Raw genomic sequence first — 17,043 nt, 5'->3', positions numbered from 1 at the left:
CGTCCTGGCATGAATGCTCCTTCGCGCTGTGATCAGCCTAACGGCTGGTCGGGGCGAAGTGGCTTGGCCGTTGGTCCTCTCTAGGGGGTTCATTCCACGGGTCTTTCAGAGCAGTGAGAAGCGCTGCCGGTCATGGGGTCAAGCTGCTCAACGCTCACCTCCGCCGTCTCATCGTCTGGAAGACCGTCCAGGATAAACCCAACAGGACAAGCACCGCGCTGCCCCCTTGCGTGGCCGTGCCGCTGTCCCCGTCTAAGGCCGCTTCCACTGACAGAGCAGCCAGCGCCAGCACGAAGACGAAGAGCAGCGCCAGCAACATCCACGCGAAAGGCGGCTTCACTGCACCTCTTCGCCGATTTCAAATACCTGCTGCACCCGATCATGATACTCAGTGGCCCGCGTTGGAAGTGCCCACAAGCTGGACAAGATCATGGGCCAGGTCGGGCTGCCCAGCGTTACTTTCTTCAGAAGTGCAGGGGGAGGTCTTCAGGCAAACACAAACCACACAGCCATTCACCGTCTGCGCCGCGCACGCCGGACAGATACTAATCTGAGAGCGCAGCCCGGACGACTTGTGGATTGCTGAGAGCGAAGAAGAGGCTTAGCACATCGGCGTAAACCCACCCGAAGCAGGTGCAGCGGCTCACGCCAGATATTGGATACGCTACAGCTGACCTCGCTGAGGACGGCTCATAAAAGCCCCTCACCTTCACAGATATCCAGTTGTCAGATCTCAGAAGAATACGAACGAGTACAGTGCAGCTCATGACCGCTGCACCACTTCCACCCGACGAGTATGCCCGGCTGCTCGATCTGGCCCGCTACGAGGTTCTCGACACGCCTCCGGAAGAAGCGTTTGACCGCATCACCCGGCTGGCCGCCCGCCTGCTCAACGCCCCAGTGGCTTTCATCAACTTCGTGGATCAGCACCGCCAGTGGAGCAAGGCCACCAGCGGTCCGGGCGACACCACCGCGCTGCGCCGGGACTCCGTGTGCGCCTGGACGATCTTAGGATCGGAGCCGATGGTGATCGAGAACGCCCACACCGATCCGCGCTTCATCTATAACCCGATGGTCACGGGCGAGCCGCACATTCACATGTACGCGGGCGCTCCCCTGACCACCCCGGCAGGCCACCGCATCGGCACGCTCTGCGTCACCGACCATCAGCCCCACCCACTGAATGCTGACGACCTTCAGTCCCTACAAGACCTGGCGGCGCTGGTGGTCGGCGAGCTGGAGCTGCGTGCACGCAACTTGGAGCTGAGCCGTGAGTTGAACGCCCAAGCCCACCGCAACGCTGACCTCCAGCGGGGTCTGGATCACGCCCGGGTACTGGAGGGGATCGCTGCACTGATGGACTTGGATCTGACCCCGGAAGAGATGACGCTGAGTTCATCCGCCCTGCTAGCCGAAGCACTCAGCGCCGACTACATCGGCTTGCTGATCTTTGAGGAGGAAGGCCTGCGAGTAGAGGCCGCGCACCTCAATCCCCGACTTGCCCAGACAACCACTGATCTTCCCGCCCAACGACCTGACTGGCCCAATTCAGTCACCTGGTCTTTGAAAACGCTCGGCCAACCGCTCTATCTGAATGACTACCCAAGTCATCCAGATGCTTTGACGACTGGCGTGGAAGGTGGCGTTCAGCAAGTCGCCTGGTTGCCGCTCGGCACGCGGAGTGGTGTCACCTCACTTTTGATGGCCGTGCGGCTACGAACCAACCTGGTGGCCTGCTGGCGCGGCAGTGACCGTGCCCTGCTTGAAGCGGCGGGGCGCAGTGTGCGCGGCACCCTGAACCAGAGGCTCGAAGTTGAGCTGAGTCGCCAGGAAGCCCGCCATGACGCGCTCACCGGGTCGCTCAACCGCCGAGCGTATGAAGAAGACCTGCTCCGGCGACAGGCAGGCGCAGCGACCTTCCTGCTGGCGGGGCTGGACTTGGACGGACTCAAAGCGCTCAATGACCAGGAGGGGCACGCCCAGGGTGACAAGCTTCTTCAGGTGTTTGCCCAAACCCTTAAAGTGACCCTAGGCGATGCGGGCGAGGTCTACCGGCTGGGCGGCGACGAGTTCGTGGTGCTGAGTAACGCAGACGAGGAAACCCTCCTTGACGCAGTAGACACGGCGGTACTGGCCGCACGTCAGGTGGGGGCGCTTCGGGGAGCCAGCGTGGGAACGGCTTACAGCAGCGAGGCGACGGGAGAGGGATTGCTCGCCTTGGCAGATGAGCGCATGTACACGGTCAAACGGCGGCGCTCACTCCAGAACTTCACTCCGAAGTTGCACTGAGCGCTGACCTGAAACAACAAAAACGCCTCCAGCATCAGCCAAGTCAGCACTTTTTGTTTGTCTTGTCCTCGGTCTGTGCTCCGCGCCCAGCTCATTGACACGATCGCCGACAAGATCCTGAAAGACCTCGGTTTCTACGAGATCACCGCCTACGCTGCACACGCCGAACAGATGCTGGTCTGGGAACGCAGCCCGGACAACCTGTGGATCGCCGAGGGTGAAGAAGAGGCCTACCATGTCGAGGCAAACTTGTCTGAGCCGTCAATATAAAATTTTTCGCTCTGGCACACACCATGCAGTCATCTGGACTGCCGGGTTTTAAACTGCCTTATGCGTCTTCTTCCTATTCTGCTTATTATGGCCCTGGGATCGGCCAGCGCGGCCCCCGCTCTGCTTACGCCTCAGGAACTGGCGACTGCGCTCAAGCACAAGTCGTTTACCTTGATCAATGTGCATGTGCCGTTTGAGGGGGCAATTCCGGAGACTGACGCCTTCATTCCCTTCGACGCAATCAAGGACAGCGCTCAGTTGCCGCGCGATCATGCGGCCCAGATCGTCCTGTACTGCCGTTCTGGGAGCATGAGCGCTATTGCCCACGCCACCCTGAATAAACTGGGCTACTCGAACGTTCGCGAGTTACAAGGCGGCTTCAACGCCTGGAAACAGGCGGGCTTTCCACTCACACAGCGCTGAGGTCAAGCGACCAAAAAGCCCCCGCTCCCAGCTTAGGTCAGGGCGGGGGTTTGGTATTTGTTTAATTCAGGAGGTCTGCTTGGCATTCTGCTTCAGATTCAGTGCCACCAGCCGCGACTCAGGAGACAGGCAGGAATCACCCGGAAGGACCGTCTCGAGTCTGAATTGTCTTCCTACGTAGCTGCGGCGCTACCGGAGTATTACTTCAAGTCAGCGGCATTTACCGTCTGGATTTTGATCATCTTGGCCTGGTACATCTCGTCGTACTTCATAATCAGCAACCGCGAACGCACGCGCTCTCCAGAAGAAGTGAATGCCAGAGCGCCGGTAATGGTTAGGCAATCAGCTTTGTCGCTTGCAAAGCAGGCGGGCAGATCAATCTTACGCACCGCTGCACTTACCACCGCTCGGCTCGGTAAAGTCGCGCCGGTGATACTGCTTTTTAGGGCGGATATCATCACATTTGCCGCATCATAGGCGTACACAGCCACGCCGCTCGGTTCAGTCTTGTAAGCAGCACGGAACTTCCCAGTGAAATCGAGATAATTCGAGAATGTATTCACCGGGCCGTTTACACTGGTGTAAAGCACGCCCACAGTTCCTCTCCCCGCACGTTGAATGAAGCTCGGAGAATCGAGCCCGTCACCACCCATGAACTGCGCGGTCACACCCGCCGCCCTGAGATCTCTGACGAATTGCCCGCCAACATCATCCGTGCCGCCGAAATAAACCAGGGGAGTACCACTGGCTTTGATCTTTTTGATGACGCTGGCAATTTGAGCAGGCGTCGATACCCCAACGTAACCCGCGACAGGAATTTTGGCGGCTTTCAGACCCTCAATGAGTCCTCGGGTAAGGCCGTTCCCATAGGCAGTGTTGTCTGACACCACATACACCGAAGTGGAGCGGAGCGTTTCGGCAATATAATTGGCAGCGGCGACAACTTGAGCAGCGTTGGGAGAAACGACCCGATTGAAATTCGACCAGTTGTGTGTACTGAGCGCGTCGTTGGTGCTGTTGGGGGATATGAAAGCAAGCTTCTCGGCAGCAAATGCTTCGCCGAGAACGTTGGTGACGCTGGAGTTGTTGGCACCGACCACACCGAGGATGCTCTTGGTGGCGAGAATCGTCTTGGCAATCTGTTCGCCTCTGGTCGCAGAGGCTTGGTCGTCGAAGGGAATGAGAGTGAGGTCAATGCCCGCTGTTTTCAGTTCGGCTATACGTGCGTTCACGGCGAGTTCGACGCCTCTCCTGAGGTCAATTCCGGTGGGGCTCTGGTCTCCAGTCAGTGGACTGACCGTAGCAATACTGACGCTCACCGCTTGTGCGGCACTTAGGGCAACGAGGAGACTGAGGGCCGCAGGAATAATCAACCGGTGGGGGCGTTTCATGCATCAGGGTAAACGGACGGACTTTGCTTCTTTCTTACAACGAATCTGAGGTGCTGAAAATGCTGCGGTGGCCTGGGCGTATTTGGTGACGATGTGCTCTTTGGCCTGCGCTTTCTTGGCCGGACCGACCAATTTGATGCCGGTTTGTGCCAGCGCGATGGCTTGGCGCTCCACCTCCAGCAAAGCTCTGAGGGCAAGGAGCTTGAGTTGCAGCTTCAGGGTGTTCAAGCGCTGCACCCGAGTGACATGCTCGGATAAATCTCCGGTTACGCACGTATTACGCACAGAGGCCATTTTGAGCTTGTTTTCATCAATGGCTAGAAACGAAAAAACCCGCGCTAGGCGGGTGTTTCCTTGTGGTGGGCGGTGAGGGACTTGAACCCCCGACCCGTCGCGTGTAAAGCGAAAGCTCTACCACTGAGCTAACCGCCCGGTTCCCGTTGCTGCAATCACGCACTCAAACAGGCAAGGGGTAGTTTAAGGGCCAGCGGCGGTCAGGTCAAGCGTTTAGCTGGCCTGCGCCGCCAATTCGTCGAGGTAAGTTTTGTCTTCCACGCGCCGCACCTGCTTGCCGAGCAGCGCAGACACGATGGCCAGCACCGCCACCACGCCGAAAACCGCCACCACCGGCCCCGGCACGAAGCGGGCCGACAAAACGCTAAACACGACCATCCCCAGCGGAATGGACGACTGCCCCACCACCCGCCGCACGCTGAAGACCCGCCCCTGCAACTCACGCGGCACCTGCGACATCCAAATGGCCGCCGAGTGCGCTCCGCCCAGCGGATAGGACAGCCCAAAGATCAGCAGCGCCGCGCAGGTCAGCGGCAGTGAGCGCGATAAGCCCATCGTTAAAACGGCCAGTGACTGAACCAGCAGCGGAATCAGCAGACCAAAAATGCGGTTGCGCTTGAGGCCGCCCCAACTGCTGATGATCAGGCCGCCGAGCAGCGTACCCACGCCGGTCACGGTGGTCATGATGGCGTACCCCGATTCGAAGCTCAGCCCGCGCTGGACAAAGTCGGCGTCAAGGTTAAAGCGGGCCAGCAAGGTTTCGTAAAGATTGACACCTGCCAAAGCGAAGTTGGTCACGCCCACCAGCAGCACCAGCAGCAGCATCGGGCGGCGGCGGCTGATGTAGTGCCAGCCCAGCTTGAAATCCGCCCGGAAATCAGTTTTTGCGCCGGGAGCGGGGCGCTCCTGCGGACTGGGAATGCGGAGCCAGAAAAGAACGAGAGCGGCCACCACGAAGCTGAGAGTGTCCAGCACCATCACCAGTCCGGTGCCGTTGCCCAGTCCCCACAAGCCGCCGCTGAGATGTTGCGGAAACGCGATAATCAGCGCCGCCAGCGCGGGCGCGAGAATGGCCCCGGCGCTGTAGCTGGTCTGCATCAGGCCGTTGGCGCGGGCCAGTTGCGCTTCGGGCAGCAGCATGGCGTAGCTGGCTTCAAACGCGCTTTCGTGAAACACTGCCGCGACCCGCCCCAGCAGCACGCCCAGCAGCAGCAGCGGCACATTCAGCGAACCGCTCCAAACCACCAGCGTGACCATCAAGGCCACCAAAGCGCTGACTGAGTCACAAATCAGCATGATGCTGCGCCGGCTGTAGCGGTCGGTGATAGAACCGGCAAGGGGAGCCAAGATGATTTGCGGCCCAGAAGTGAGGAGGCCCAGCGCCCCGACCATCAGCGCGAGCTGCGGGCGCTGCGAGTCGGCAGCGTAAACCACGGTGGTGAAATAGATAGTGATGGCAAACCAAGCGACATTGGTGGCCAATAAACTGAGCGACTGCGACGCCCACAGTGTAAGGAAAGTGCGCCAGCCTCTCGGCAGCGCGAGCTCGGGGGTATCGGTTATCATGTTGAAGAGCAGTATAATCACAAGTCTGTGCTCAGAAACTCGAGCCTTTGTACGGCGCTTTAGTTGTGCCCCGCGATTGTGCGTGCGGCCCCATTTGTGTCGTGGCGGCCTTTACGGCCAGTCAGGTGCCGAGCGGCGACACTCTGATAGGCCCGACAAGTACAGCCCGTGAGCCGCATCAGCGCTTCTACTTAAACTCAGGCTTACCTTTTCGAGAAGTTAGAAACGAGTCACGCCAGCTCATACGCGCTATATGCGGGAAGCAACGAAAAAAGGCCACCTCGTTTCTGAGGTGGCCACTTGTAAAAAGAACTTGCTTAGTGTGTGCCGCGTTGACTGGCCAGAGCGCCGCTGCCGCGCACCTGCGACAAATCCACCGCGCCGCTGCGCTTGAGGATGTTCAGAGCTTCGTCTGACTTGCTGCCGCGCTCGCTGCGGGCCACCACCAGCACGTGACCGGAACGGATGCCCGCGTCATAGGCCTCAGCGTCGGCGGCAGGGATGCCGAATTGCCGCAGCAACTTGACGTAATCGCCGTGATCGGTTCCGGCCAGCGCTCCGAAGATGCCGCCCATGCCGCCGCCGCCCAGTACTCCGAACAACGCCGTATATGCGCCGCCCATCGAATAGATTCGGGTCTCGGGAAACACCCAGATGAGAAACCAGACCGGCAAGGCGATGGCCAGACCCGCCAAGATGCCTATGCCCATGCCACGAAGCACGCCGCTGACGCCCGCAGGAGCGCCCTGCTCCGGCGAAATGCCGGTGTCTTGGGCAATATCGTTTTCAGCCACCGGATCATTGATGCTGAAACCCAAGTTGTCGCGGTTAAAGCCGCGTGCTTCCAAGGTTTGCAGAGCTGACTTGGCCTGTGCAGGTTCACTAAAGAGGGCAACGACGCTTTCCATAGAGGAGTTTTATCACGCCCAGCGGGTCAAAGGCGAGGGTCAAAGCGGCAGTGGGGGGCGTAGAAACACATCAAAGGCGTGAATGCCTCAAGCGGGTAGTACCGTCAAGGCTGAAAAGCCACGGAAATCAGCGTGAGGAGCACGGCGACTCGGTGCTGAGCATGTACGTCAATCAGGTGGTCTGGCAAGGGTGCAAGAGATAACGGCGCTTCGTCCCAGATGAATGCAATGAAACAAAGTGGCACCAACTCCATTTCTACTCACTCCCACTCAATCGTCGCAGGCGGCTTGCCAGTGATGTCGTAGACCACACGGTTCACCTCATGCACCTGATTGACGATACGGCTACTCATGGTGCCGAGAAAGTCATACGGCAGCCGCGCCCACTCGGCGGTCATAAAGTCACCAGTGGTCACGGCCCGCAGAGCGACGGTGTAGCTGTAAGTCCGCTCGTCGCCCATCACGCCTACGCTCTGAATAGGCGTTAGCACCGCCAGCGCCTGCGAGCAGGTGTCGTAGAGGCCAAATTCGCGCAAGCCCGAAATGAAGATGTCGTCCACCCGCTTGAGAATGTCCAACTTCTCGGGGGTCACTTCGCCCAGAATGCGAATGCCGAGGCCGGGGCCGGGAAAGGGATGGCGCATCCGCACGGGGTCGGGCAGGCCCAGCAGGGCGGCAATCTCGCGCACTTCGTCTTTAAATAAGGTGCGGAACGGCTCGACAAGCTTGAAGGCCAGATCGTCCGGCAGACCGCCGACGTTGTGGTGGCTCTTGATGTTGGCCGCACCGGATTTGTCGCTGCTCAGCCCACCCGCCGACTCGATCACGTCCGGGTAGAGGGTGCCCTGCGCCAGAAAATCAAACGGGCCGTACTCGCGGGCCTCACGTTCAAACGCCCGAATAAACTCGCGGCCGATGATCTTGCGCTTTTGTTCGGGATCAGACACGCCTGCCAGAGCGCCCAGAAATTCCTTTGTGGCGTCTACCGTCACCAGATGCACCCCCAGCGGCGTCAGGGCAGCTTCCACCTGTTCGCGCTCGCCGAGGCGCAGGAGGCCGTGATCGATAAAGACAGCCGTCAACTTATCGCCGATGGCGCGGGCCAGCAGCAGACCCAGCGTAGAGCTGTCCACCCCGCCGGAAATGGCGAGCAGCACCCGCCCGTCTCCGACTTGAGCCTGCACTCCGGCGATCAGGTCTTCGACGATGTGCTGGGCCGTCCAGTCGCGGGCCGCGCCGCAGATGGTCAAGAAGTTGGCGAGGAGTTGCCCACCTTTGGGGGTATGCACCACTTCCGGGTGAAACTGCACGCCGTAGCGCCGGGTCACGCTGTTCTCGATGGCGGTGACGGGCGTGTCCTCTGTTTCGGCCACCACTTCGTAGCCCTGCGGCAACTGGGTCACGCTGTCGGAGTGGCTCATCCACGCCACGAACTCGCCCTGAATACCCTCGAAGAGTTGCCCGCCGTAGCGCGTCAGATCGGCCTTGCCGTACTCGCGCTTGCCTGCCCGCTTGACTTCGCCGCCGACTTGGTGGGCAAGGTACTGCATGCCGTAACAGACGCCCAAAATGGGAATATCAAGGTCAAGCACGCCTTCGGCGGGGCGCGGGGCGGCTTCGTCGTAGACGCTGCTGGGGCCACCCGAGAGCACCAAGCCGGCAGGATTTTCTTGTTGGATACGCTCTAGCGAAGCGTTCCCGGGCAAAATAACGCTGTAGGTGCCGAGTTCACGGAAGCGCCGGGCGATCAGGCGGGTGTACTGGCTGCCGAAATCAAGAATGACAATGCTCACACCTCCATTCTCTCATACCCGCATCTGGCTGAAGCCGCTCCCTTATCACCATCCCCACCACCCGGCTTGGTTTTGCGGCTTTTTCCTCTCCACTCGGGGGCAAGCAAGTGCCACAATGCACAGCAGGCCGCCCAAGCACGCGGGCCGACCAGTCAGCAGCAAGCAGGCCACAGGAGACGGGAATGGATCAGCAACGGGATAACCGGAGCGGACTGAGAGCAGCGCTGCCGCCCGCTACCGACCAGCGGCAAATTGCTTTCATCGAAGGGCAACTGACCTACGACATCTTGGAAGATTTGTTTTTGTATTTGTGCCGCCGCCAAGAGACGCTGGTGTGGCAGCTCACGACCTTGGCGGGCGAGTTCAGCGTGGTGTTCGATCAGGGTCAGCCCGCCGACTGCATGTTCCGGCCCAGCCGACCTATCGGCGCTTACGTGGGCCTCAAGGCCCTGCGTACCCTCTTTCAGCAGCAGGGCGGGCAGTTTAGCGTCAGCCGGAGCGCGGCTCCCATCCGGCGGCGCAGTTTGTCGGGCAGCGGCGAGAACCTGCTGATGGCGCTGGCAGCGCAGGGCGACGAGCGTAGCGCCCCCGCCGTCCTCTCCGGCACCACCTTTGACAGCTCAGCGGAGTTGGATTCGGTGCAAGACCTACCGCCGGACGCCCACCGCACCGCGTTTTTGACTTCTTCGGCGGATATGCCGTTGGCCGATGTCTTGCAACTGTTTTCGGTGAGCCGCCGGAGTTACCGGGTAAAACTTTCTGATCTCAGCGTTCATCCCTCTCCTTCCCGCTGGCTCGGAGAAATAGAACTCAGCGCCCATCAAATCATCAGCGCGGACGTGGGCAGTGAGCGAGGTCAACCTGCTTTCAATAAACTCCTGAACTTTGCAGGTGCCCTGCGGATTGAAGTCAGTCCAAGTTCGGGTTCTCTACCCACAGGTCATGACTTGCCACCAAATGAGCCGCCGCCGGATAAGTCACCGCTGGGCAAACTCGACAAGCTGCTGCTGAGCGCGGTGATGGCAGGCGAACTCAGGTCGGCACCTGAAACGGGCGCTGAAAAGCCGAACGCTGCTGAACCACCGTCAGCTTTACAGCGCTTGGGAACATTCTGGCGGCGCAAGTAACCAAAAGCAGCCCTACGCTTCACTTCAAAAACACCCCCGCCGACGGGCAAAGCTCTTGCAAGACGCACTCGCCGCACTTGGGCCGCTGGGCTTTGCAGGTTTCACGCCCGTGCCGGATGGCCGAGACATGAAAGGTGTAGCGCTCAGCCCAAGTCGCGGGCAAGACTTCGTCATACCAACGCTCGACTTTCACCGCGTTCCACTGGGCGGGCAGCCACTCCAAGCGGCGGGTAATCCGCAAAATGTGGGTGTCCACCGGCATGGCGGGCCGCGCCAGATCGAACAGCAAAACACATGAAGCGGTTTTCATGCCCACGCCGGGCAAGCTTTCTAGGAGCGTGCGAACCTCGGCGTCGTTCATCTGGCGGGTGTCTTTGAGGCTGAGTTCGCCACGTGTGGTTTCGAGTTGGTCAAGCACATTCCAGATGTAGTTGGCCTTGATGCGCGATAGGCCCCCGCCCGCCGCCTTCAGCACCGTTTCAATGCCGTCGGGGCCGTCGGCCAGTGCCATCTCCCAGCTCGGATACGCCGCCTTGAGTCCTCCGAACTGCCGCCGCGTGATCGGCGCGGTGTTTTGCTGAGACAAAATGGTGCTGATCAGGCCGTCAAGGGGCTCAGCCGCCCTGCGGGGCGTGGGCGGCGTGGGCAGATAGCGCTTTGCCAGACGGCGAGCCACTTCCGGCAACTCGGCAGGCGGCGGCGCTTGCTCAGCGAGGCTGGGTTTGGAGCGTGGTGTTCTGGTCGGCTGCTGTTCAGTGGGTTGCTGCTCAGAGAGATGTTGCCGCGCTGGACGGGCTCGAGGCGGCAAGCTCACTTCGCGCCGCTCTTACCTGGCCCGCAGTTGAGCAACGTTGCCCGCGCCGTCTTTGGCCTCAATGTCCGCATAAGTTCCTGTCGTTTCAGCATAAAACTCGGTGCTATTGCCCGGCGTAATATTGAGTACGCTGCCGTCCACCGAGACTTGGGCCACGCTGGTGTTGTCGGTGACGACGCCGCTGACCCGGATGATTTTGTTGTCACGCTCGAACTTGGTCACGCGAATGACCGGCGGGGTGTTGTCTACCCGCAGCGGCAACTCCAAAGTGGTTTTGTTGCCGGAGCTGTCGAGGGCCAGCAAGCTCAGGGTGGTGGTGTCACCCTTGATACTGGTCTGATAGCTGAACGGCGCAATTTTGCTGCCGGCCTTGATCGGCACTTTCTCGCCTTGCACCTTGAGCAGCGCCACCGCTTTGTCGTCGAGGACGTAGCCTTTCAGGGTAAAGCTTTTGTTGGCGCTGACCGCGCCGCCTTCAGGACTGGTGATGATGATGTGCGGCTTAAACTGATCGCTTTCGCGGGCGCAACTGAGGAGCGCCGCCGGAAGAATGAGCAGCAAGGCGAAACGGAGGCGCGGCATAGGCCCGGAGTATAAGGCAGCCCGCGTGAGAAGGCGGGGCTCTCAGGCCAGCACACTCGGGGCGGCGCTATCATGCCCGGCGATGCTTGCTCTCCTTTTTTCCTTCTCCCCCACCCACACCCCATGACCCTTCCCGAAGGCACCCGCGACGTGTTGCCGCCCGAATGGGCCTGGCGCGAATACCTGCGCTCCAAACTTTCAGCCCACTTTGCCCAGCACGGCTACCGGGGCGTGGACGTGCCCACGCTGGAATTTCAAAACCACGACCACCCGCAAGACGCCACCGCCTTCAAACTGATTGATGTAGGCGGCTCGGTGCTGGCGCTGCGCAGCGAATTTACCACTGCCATTACTCAGCTCGCCCACAGACGCTTTCCGGCTGGCCCTTTTCCGCTGCGGCTGCAATACGCTGGGCGGCTGTGGCTGCGCGGTCAGACCAGCGAACTCGGCCACCTGCGCGAATTTACCCAAGTTGGGGTGGAACTGCTGGGCGTCCGCAGCCCACAGGCCGACGCTGAACTGCTGGAAGTGGCGCTGTCGGCCCTCTCGGCGGTGGGGGTCGCCGCCCACTTGGAAGTCGGCCACCCCGGCTTCGTGGACGGCCTCCTGGAAGACGCGGGCATCACCGGCGCGGCCCGCGACACTCTCCACGACGCGATGGATAGAAAAAGCGGCCCTGATCTGGCGGCGGGCCTGAGCGCCCACGCCTTGCCCGCCGAGCTGGGCCACCTGCTTTACCGGGTGATGGACTTGTACGGCGGCCCGGACGTGCTGAGTGAAGCCAGCGCCCTGCCTCTGGGTGAGCGGGCACGGCAAGCGCTTGATGATCTCTTGGCCATCGCCGCCGCTTTCGGGCCGGAGCGGTTGCTGTTTGACCTGGGCATGAGCCGCCGCTACGGCTATTACAGCGGCTACACTTTCCGGGCTTACGTGGCGGGCCACGCGCAGCCGGTCTTGGGCGGCGGGCGCTACGGCGGGCGCGGTGAGACGCTCCCCGGCGCGGGCTTCGCGGTGGGCCTCGAGCGCCTCACCGAAGTGGCCGCCCGCCACCTCCCCCCCGAGCGCGAAGCGGTGCTGGCACTCGACGAAGCCGGAGTGAACTACGCCCAAACGCTGGGCTTGGTGGCGGAGCGGGCCTGGACAAACGACCCAGCCGACTGGCAACGCTACGCGGCGGCGCGGGGCATCGTGCGGATGGTGCGCGGCGAGCAACTGATTGAGGTGAAGGCGTGAATCCGGCTCCCGAGTTCAGCGCGGCAGGTTTGACACTGGCCCTGCCCAAAGGTCGCATTTTTGAAGAGGCCATAGACCTGCTCTCGCGGGCAGGCTTGCCACTGTATCTGCCACAAAAAAGCCGCGCCCTGCGCTTTGATATGAACGGCGTGCAGGTTCTGGAGCTGCGAAATCAGGACGTGCCGGTGTACGTGGATCTGGGCGTGGCCGACGCGGGTGTGGTCGGCAAAGACGTGCTGGCCGAGAGCGGACGCAGCGTCTACGAGCCGGTGGACCTGAAGTTCAGCGCCTGCCGCCTGAGCCTCATCCGCGAGGTGGGCGCGGCGGGGCCGCTTGGCCGGGTCGCCAGCAAGTACCCGCGCCTGACCCGCGAGTATCTGGCGCAGCGGGGGCTGAGCGCCGAGGTCATCAAGCTCAGCGGCAATATCGAGCTGGCCTGCCTCACCGGACTGGCTGACGCGGTGGTGGACTTGGTGCAGACCGGCAGCACCTTAGCCGCCAACAACCTAGAGGAGCGCGACGTGGTGATGCGCTCCAGCGCCCGATTGGTGGTCAACCGCACGGCGCTCAAACTCAAGCGCGAGATGCTGCGGCCTTTGATCGCCCGGCTGCGCGAGCTGACCGAGGAGGGCAACGGAGCTTAAGGAAACGCCCCCTTCCCCGCTTCCCAGCCGCCTTCCGGCCCGCCTTGCCAGTGCCACACACCAGCAGGCCGGGTCTCTAGGCAGCGCCGCACTTCACTGAGCGGCACGCGGCGGGCAAAACGGGTGCGGACGTGCCACTCGCCAAGCGCCGATTCCCGTCCAGCGGTGGACAGGCCACGCAGGGTATTGGCGGCGCGGTTGATCGCCAAATCAAACAGGGCGTCGGGAGCGCTCATATCGGTTTAGCTGAGACGGTACGTCTCGCCCTCGCGGCTCAGGCGGCCCGCCTCCAAGAGCTTTTCCACCACCTGACGGGCCTGCTCAGCGCTGAGCGGCGACTGGGTTTCCAGCTCGGGCAGGGTGAATGCTCCGCCCCGGCGGTGAGCAAAACGGTAGACCATCCGCTCCTGAATGTCGCGGCGCGGCGCAGCGGCTTGGCGGCGGCCAAACAACCCATACACCAGCCAGCCGATGAGTAGGCCGATCAGCAGTTCCAGCGGGATCATCTTGAAGGCCAGCTCGGCGTCGGGGACGCGGTTGTGGTAGGGAAAGGGCCGTCCATCCGACAAAAAGACGCCGTAGAGAATCAGGGCAGTGGCAAGGCCCGCTACCAGCGAGGCGATCAGACGGGGAGCAGCGGTCTTCATCCTTTAAGTTTAGCGGCTGAGCCGCCCTCAGAAAGGGGCTAAACGTCACCCCGGCAACGCGAAGCGCACCTGCGTGCCCTGCCCGGCGCTGCTCTCCACACTCAGTTCGCCGCCGGAAAGTGCGACCCGCTCACGCAAACCCAGCAGCCCCATGTGACCCGCCTGGGTTTGCCGCTCCGCTTCGGCCCGGTCTAAGCCGCGCCCGTCGTCGCTGACGCTGACATCCACTTCACCGGCCTGAAACATCACCCTGACGGCGGCGCTGCTGGCCTGCGCGTGCTTGTCGACGTTGCCCAGCGCTTCTTGGACTGCCCTGTACACCGTCAGCTCGGCAAAGCCGCTGAGCCGCCTCTCCGCGCCCTGCACCTCCAAGCGGGTGGGGGTGCGGGACTGCGACACCAGCCATTCCAGCGCGGGCAGCAAACCCAGATCGTCCAGCACGCTGGGGCGCAAGTTGCGGGCGAAGCGGCGCACACTCTCGATGGCCGAGTTGAGATCAGCCCGGATGTCGGCGGCCCGCTCGCGGCTCTCGCCGGTCAAATCACGTCCAAGACGGTCAATTCGGCGGCCCAGCGCCACCAGCACCTGCGCGGTGTCGTCGTGCAGCTCACGGCTGATGCGCCGGCGTTCTTCTTCCTGCGCCTGGGTAAACAGCGACAGAAATTGCCGCAACTCGCCTTGCCGGGCAGACACCGCCTCCAGTTCCTGGCCGCGCCGCTGGATTTCGGCGGCGAGGGTTTGGAGTTCGCTAAGGTCGCGGGCCACCAGCAGCATGCCCTGCACGCCCGCCGCGCCACCCCCCGTCACGGCAGACAGGCGCACCTCCAAGCGCAACTCGCGCTCCAGGCCGCTGACGGCGATCTCGCACCTTCCCCCGCTTTCTGGCTCGGCCAAACAGAGTTGCCACGCCGTCAAAAAAGCGGGGGCGCTCATCAGCGGCCACAGTTCGCGGCCCTCGACTGGCCCCAGCAGGCGCTGACTGGCCGGATTGGCGTAGGTCACACGTCCGGCGGGGTCGGCGGCGAGAATCAGGTCGTGGGCGCTGTGGGCCAGCAAGCGGTAGCGGGCTTCCTCGCGGGCCAGAGCGCTGAGCAGCCGCTCCCGGCTCAGCGAGAGGGCCACCTGATCGGTCAGTGAGCGGGCCAAATGCAAGTGGCGCTCGCTAGGCGGGTCTTCGCGGGTGTGGTCGGCGTAAAAAAACCCCAGCAAACTGCCCTGATGCTGCACGGGCGCGAGCAGGCCGCTGGACGCGCCGTCAAACAGGTGGCGGCGGGTCAGCGGGCGCGGCCCCTTGCCGAGTTGCGAGGCCAGCCAGTGCAGCGGCTCGGAGTCGGCGGCGTCTTGCAGCTCGGCTGTACTTAATTGAGCGGTTGAACTTGATTGGATACCTGCACTTGATTGAACAGCTGTGTTGAATTGGACAGCAGTGCTCGAGAGAACGGTTGTGTTTGACTGAACAGCAGCGCTCAAATGGATGGTCGGCAAATTAACGGTGGCCAGCTCGTGAAACCGCCCCGCGTCGTCTAAGGTCATGAGCAGGCCGCGCTCCGCGCCCAAAGCCTCCGTGAGCTCGCGGGCCACTTCACTCAGGGCGTCACGGGCCAGCGGCGGCTGCAAGCGGGCAGCGACGCTCAGCAGCACGGCCCCTTCCCGCTCGCGGCGCACTTCATCTTCGTAGAGGCGGGCGTTTTCAATGGCCAGCGCGGCCTGCGCGGCAAACACTTCGGTGAGTGCCAAGTCTTCGGTGTCGAGCGGCAGGGGGTCTTTGTAATACAAGGTCAGGCCGCCGAAGACGTGCCCGCGTGCCGAGAGAGCTAGCCCCACCACGCCCCGGTAAGGGTATTTGCCCGCCGCCAGCAGTTGACGGGTGTAGCGCGAGCCGCCGCCCTGTTTCTCGGCGCTCACGTCGCGGCTAAAAGTCAGTTGGCCCCTTTCTATGGCCCGCCCGGTTACGCCCGCGCCGACTTTGGCCCGCGAGCGCAGCACGTACTCGCTGCTCAGCCCCACCGCGCTGCGAATGCTCAGCGTGCGCCCATCGGGTTGCAGCTCGTGAACGGCGCAGGCGTCGGCCCCAAACAAAGTACGGGCGTAGCTCAGTACGCTGCCGAGGGTATCGGCGAGGTGCAGGCTGTGCGATAGGGCCGCGCCCACTTCGCGCAGCGACTCGGCCACGTGGCGCTTGCGGGTTTCGTCGGCGTAGCGGCGGGCGTTGTCGATGGCGAGGCTGGCTTGCTCGGCCAGCGCCAGCAGCAAGGTGTCGTCTCCCTCGCTGAGCGGGCGGCGCACCCGCACATCGGCGTACAAAATCCCCAGCGCCCTGCCCCGCGCTTTGAGCGGCGCGATCAAGGCCAAGAGCGGCGCGAACTCGGCCAGTCCCCGGCTCAGCGGCGTCGCGTGGTCACGCTCGTGGTCATACACGATCACCTCGCCGCGCTCCATCAAGCGCTCGAAGCTCTCCGGCCCCACCCCCACGTCGCCGCTGAAGCTCTGGTCAAAGCCGTGGGTGAAAACCTCGCGTGCCCGCGCTCCGCTCTCATCCTGCTCGGTAAACAAACCCACCAGCGCCCGCTCGAAGCCCAGCGAGTGGGCGGCGCTATGGGCCGTGGCGGTCAGCACCTCGGCCAAATCCAAGCTGCCGCCGATGCGGGTACTCAGCTGCGCCAGCGTCTCGGTGACGCGTCCACGCCCGCGCCGCGCTTCCCTGGCCAGTGCGCCCTCAAAAGCGAGGCACAGCAGCGGCAGCGCGGTTTCCAGCTCGAGGAGGGCCGCCTCAGCGCCGCCGATGACTTCCAGCACCGCGCCGGAACCGCACGGCAGCGGCAAAGCGCAGATCATGGCGCTGCGCTGCGGCGCGCCAGTGGTCAGGGCGAGGCGGGCCAAGCTGCCGTCGCTGAGGCCCAGCCCGCGCCCCTCAGCGCAGATGACGCTCAGCGAGTCGCCCAGCCGCGCCTGTGCGCCGTGCGCTTTGGTCTGCTCGGCGGCGATGGCGGTCAGCGCCCGCAAAAATCCGCTGGCGTGCTGGGCTTGGCTGAGCTGGGCGAGGGCGGCGAGCATCACGGTGA

General features: G+C 62.6%; 17 protein-coding genes and 1 tRNA gene. 6 read left to right on the top strand and 12 right to left on the bottom strand.

Translation table 11 applies throughout. The features are described 5' to 3' along the window. Positions 1–154: 154 nt before the first annotated feature. Positions 155–340 carry a hypothetical protein gene (locus FNU79_RS11260; RefSeq protein WP_143720938.1) on the bottom strand — a complete coding sequence of 62 codons (186 nt, stop codon included), beginning with the start codon at positions 338–340 and terminating at the stop codon, positions 155–157. Positions 341–765: 425 nt separating this feature from the next. Between FNU79_RS11260 and FNU79_RS11255 the strand changes: the two genes are divergently transcribed. From FNU79_RS11255 to FNU79_RS11245, 3 genes are all read left to right on the top strand, one after another. Further along, positions 766–2,289 carry a sensor domain-containing diguanylate cyclase gene (locus FNU79_RS11255; protein ID WP_143720937.1) on the top strand — a complete coding sequence of 508 codons (1,524 nt, stop codon included), beginning with the start codon at positions 766–768 and terminating at the stop codon, positions 2,287–2,289. Between the two features lie 75 nt (positions 2,290–2,364). Beyond that, positions 2,365–2,559, top strand: coding sequence for a hypothetical protein (locus tag FNU79_RS11250; protein ID WP_143720936.1), 195 nt, complete (start codon positions 2,365–2,367; stop codon positions 2,557–2,559). Between the two features lie 60 nt (positions 2,560–2,619). Further along, positions 2,620–2,982, top strand: coding sequence for a rhodanese-like domain-containing protein (locus FNU79_RS11245; protein WP_143720935.1), 363 nt, complete (start codon positions 2,620–2,622; stop codon positions 2,980–2,982). A gap of 200 nt (positions 2,983–3,182) precedes the next feature. On the opposite strand, the gene FNU79_RS11240 is transcribed toward FNU79_RS11245, so the two are convergent. From FNU79_RS11240 to guaA, 6 genes are all read right to left on the bottom strand, one after another. After that, the gene (locus FNU79_RS11240) at positions 3,183–4,373 is read right to left on the bottom strand and encodes a branched-chain amino acid ABC transporter substrate-binding protein (protein ID WP_143720934.1); all 1,191 of its coding nucleotides are present in this window, start codon (positions 4,371–4,373) and stop codon (positions 3,183–3,185) included. Between the two features lie 3 nt (positions 4,374–4,376). After that, positions 4,377–4,658, bottom strand: coding sequence for a hypothetical protein (locus FNU79_RS11235; RefSeq protein WP_143720933.1), 282 nt, complete (start codon positions 4,656–4,658; stop codon positions 4,377–4,379). 72 nt (positions 4,659–4,730) lie between these two features. Next, positions 4,731–4,805: transfer RNA gene (locus tag FNU79_RS11230), tRNA-Val, on the bottom strand. 75 nt (positions 4,806–4,880) lie between these two features. After that, positions 4,881–6,233, bottom strand: coding sequence for an MFS transporter (locus tag FNU79_RS11225; protein WP_143720932.1), 1,353 nt, complete (start codon positions 6,231–6,233; stop codon positions 4,881–4,883). Between the two features lie 317 nt (positions 6,234–6,550). After that, positions 6,551–7,141: a hypothetical protein gene (locus FNU79_RS11220; protein WP_143720931.1), complete on the bottom strand. Its 591-nt coding sequence runs from the start codon at positions 7,139–7,141 to the stop codon at positions 6,551–6,553. A 260-nt stretch (positions 7,142–7,401) separates the two neighbouring features. Continuing rightward, on the bottom strand, positions 7,402–8,934 hold the full coding sequence (gene guaA / locus FNU79_RS11215; RefSeq protein ID WP_143720930.1) for a glutamine-hydrolyzing GMP synthase: 1,533 nt from the start codon (positions 8,932–8,934) through the stop codon (positions 7,402–7,404). Positions 8,935–9,116: 182 nt separating this feature from the next. On the opposite strand from guaA, the gene FNU79_RS11210 reads away from it, so the two are divergent. Then, positions 9,117–10,061, top strand: coding sequence for a DUF4388 domain-containing protein (locus FNU79_RS11210; RefSeq protein ID WP_143720929.1), 945 nt, complete (start codon positions 9,117–9,119; stop codon positions 10,059–10,061). A gap of 19 nt (positions 10,062–10,080) precedes the next feature. Here the strand turns inward: FNU79_RS11210 and FNU79_RS11205 are convergent, their stop codons facing one another. Both FNU79_RS11205 and FNU79_RS11200 read right to left on the bottom strand, forming a co-directional pair. Continuing rightward, positions 10,081–10,869 (bottom strand): endonuclease III domain-containing protein, encoded by a 789-nt coding sequence (locus FNU79_RS11205; RefSeq protein ID WP_143720928.1) that lies wholly within the window; start codon positions 10,867–10,869, stop codon positions 10,081–10,083. An 18-nt stretch (positions 10,870–10,887) separates the two neighbouring features. Then, on the bottom strand, positions 10,888–11,457 hold the full coding sequence (locus FNU79_RS11200; protein WP_124867837.1) for a hypothetical protein: 570 nt from the start codon (positions 11,455–11,457) through the stop codon (positions 10,888–10,890). Positions 11,458–11,580: 123 nt separating this feature from the next. Here FNU79_RS11200 and FNU79_RS11195 point away from each other — a divergent pair, with 123 nt between their 5' ends. Together FNU79_RS11195 and hisG are read left to right on the top strand one after the other, a co-directional pair. Continuing rightward, a complete protein-coding gene (locus FNU79_RS11195; protein WP_143720927.1) occupies positions 11,581–12,690 on the top strand; it encodes an ATP phosphoribosyltransferase regulatory subunit in 1,110 nt (369 codons plus the stop codon). Next, positions 12,687–13,334 (top strand): ATP phosphoribosyltransferase, encoded by a 648-nt coding sequence (gene hisG, locus FNU79_RS11190; RefSeq protein WP_143720926.1) that lies wholly within the window; start codon positions 12,687–12,689, stop codon positions 13,332–13,334. The genes FNU79_RS11195 and hisG overlap by 4 nt, the downstream gene beginning before the upstream one ends. Here the strand turns inward: hisG and FNU79_RS11185 are convergent. From FNU79_RS11185 to FNU79_RS11175, 3 genes are read right to left on the bottom strand one after another with little or no spacing between them, the layout of a single operon-like run. Beyond that, a complete protein-coding gene (locus FNU79_RS11185; RefSeq protein ID WP_143720925.1) occupies positions 13,331–13,570 on the bottom strand; it encodes a hypothetical protein in 240 nt (79 codons plus the stop codon). The genes hisG and FNU79_RS11185 overlap by 4 nt on opposite strands. Positions 13,571–13,576: 6 nt before the next feature. Further along, a complete protein-coding gene (locus FNU79_RS11180) occupies positions 13,577–13,981 on the bottom strand; it encodes a hypothetical protein (RefSeq protein ID WP_143720924.1) in 405 nt (134 codons plus the stop codon). A gap of 45 nt (positions 13,982–14,026) precedes the next feature. Beyond that, on the bottom strand, positions 14,027–17,035 hold the full coding sequence (locus FNU79_RS11175; protein WP_143720947.1) for a GAF domain-containing sensor histidine kinase: 3,009 nt from the start codon (positions 17,033–17,035) through the stop codon (positions 14,027–14,029). Between the last annotated feature and the right edge of the window lie 8 nt (positions 17,036–17,043).

Origin of the sequence: Deinococcus detaillensis (genome assembly GCF_007280555.1) — a bacterium.
Classification (GTDB): Bacteria; Deinococcota; Deinococci; order Deinococcales; family Deinococcaceae; genus Deinococcus; species Deinococcus detaillensis.
Note: the sequence above shows the minus strand (reverse complement) of the source record. Positions and strands in the feature narration are given on the sequence as shown.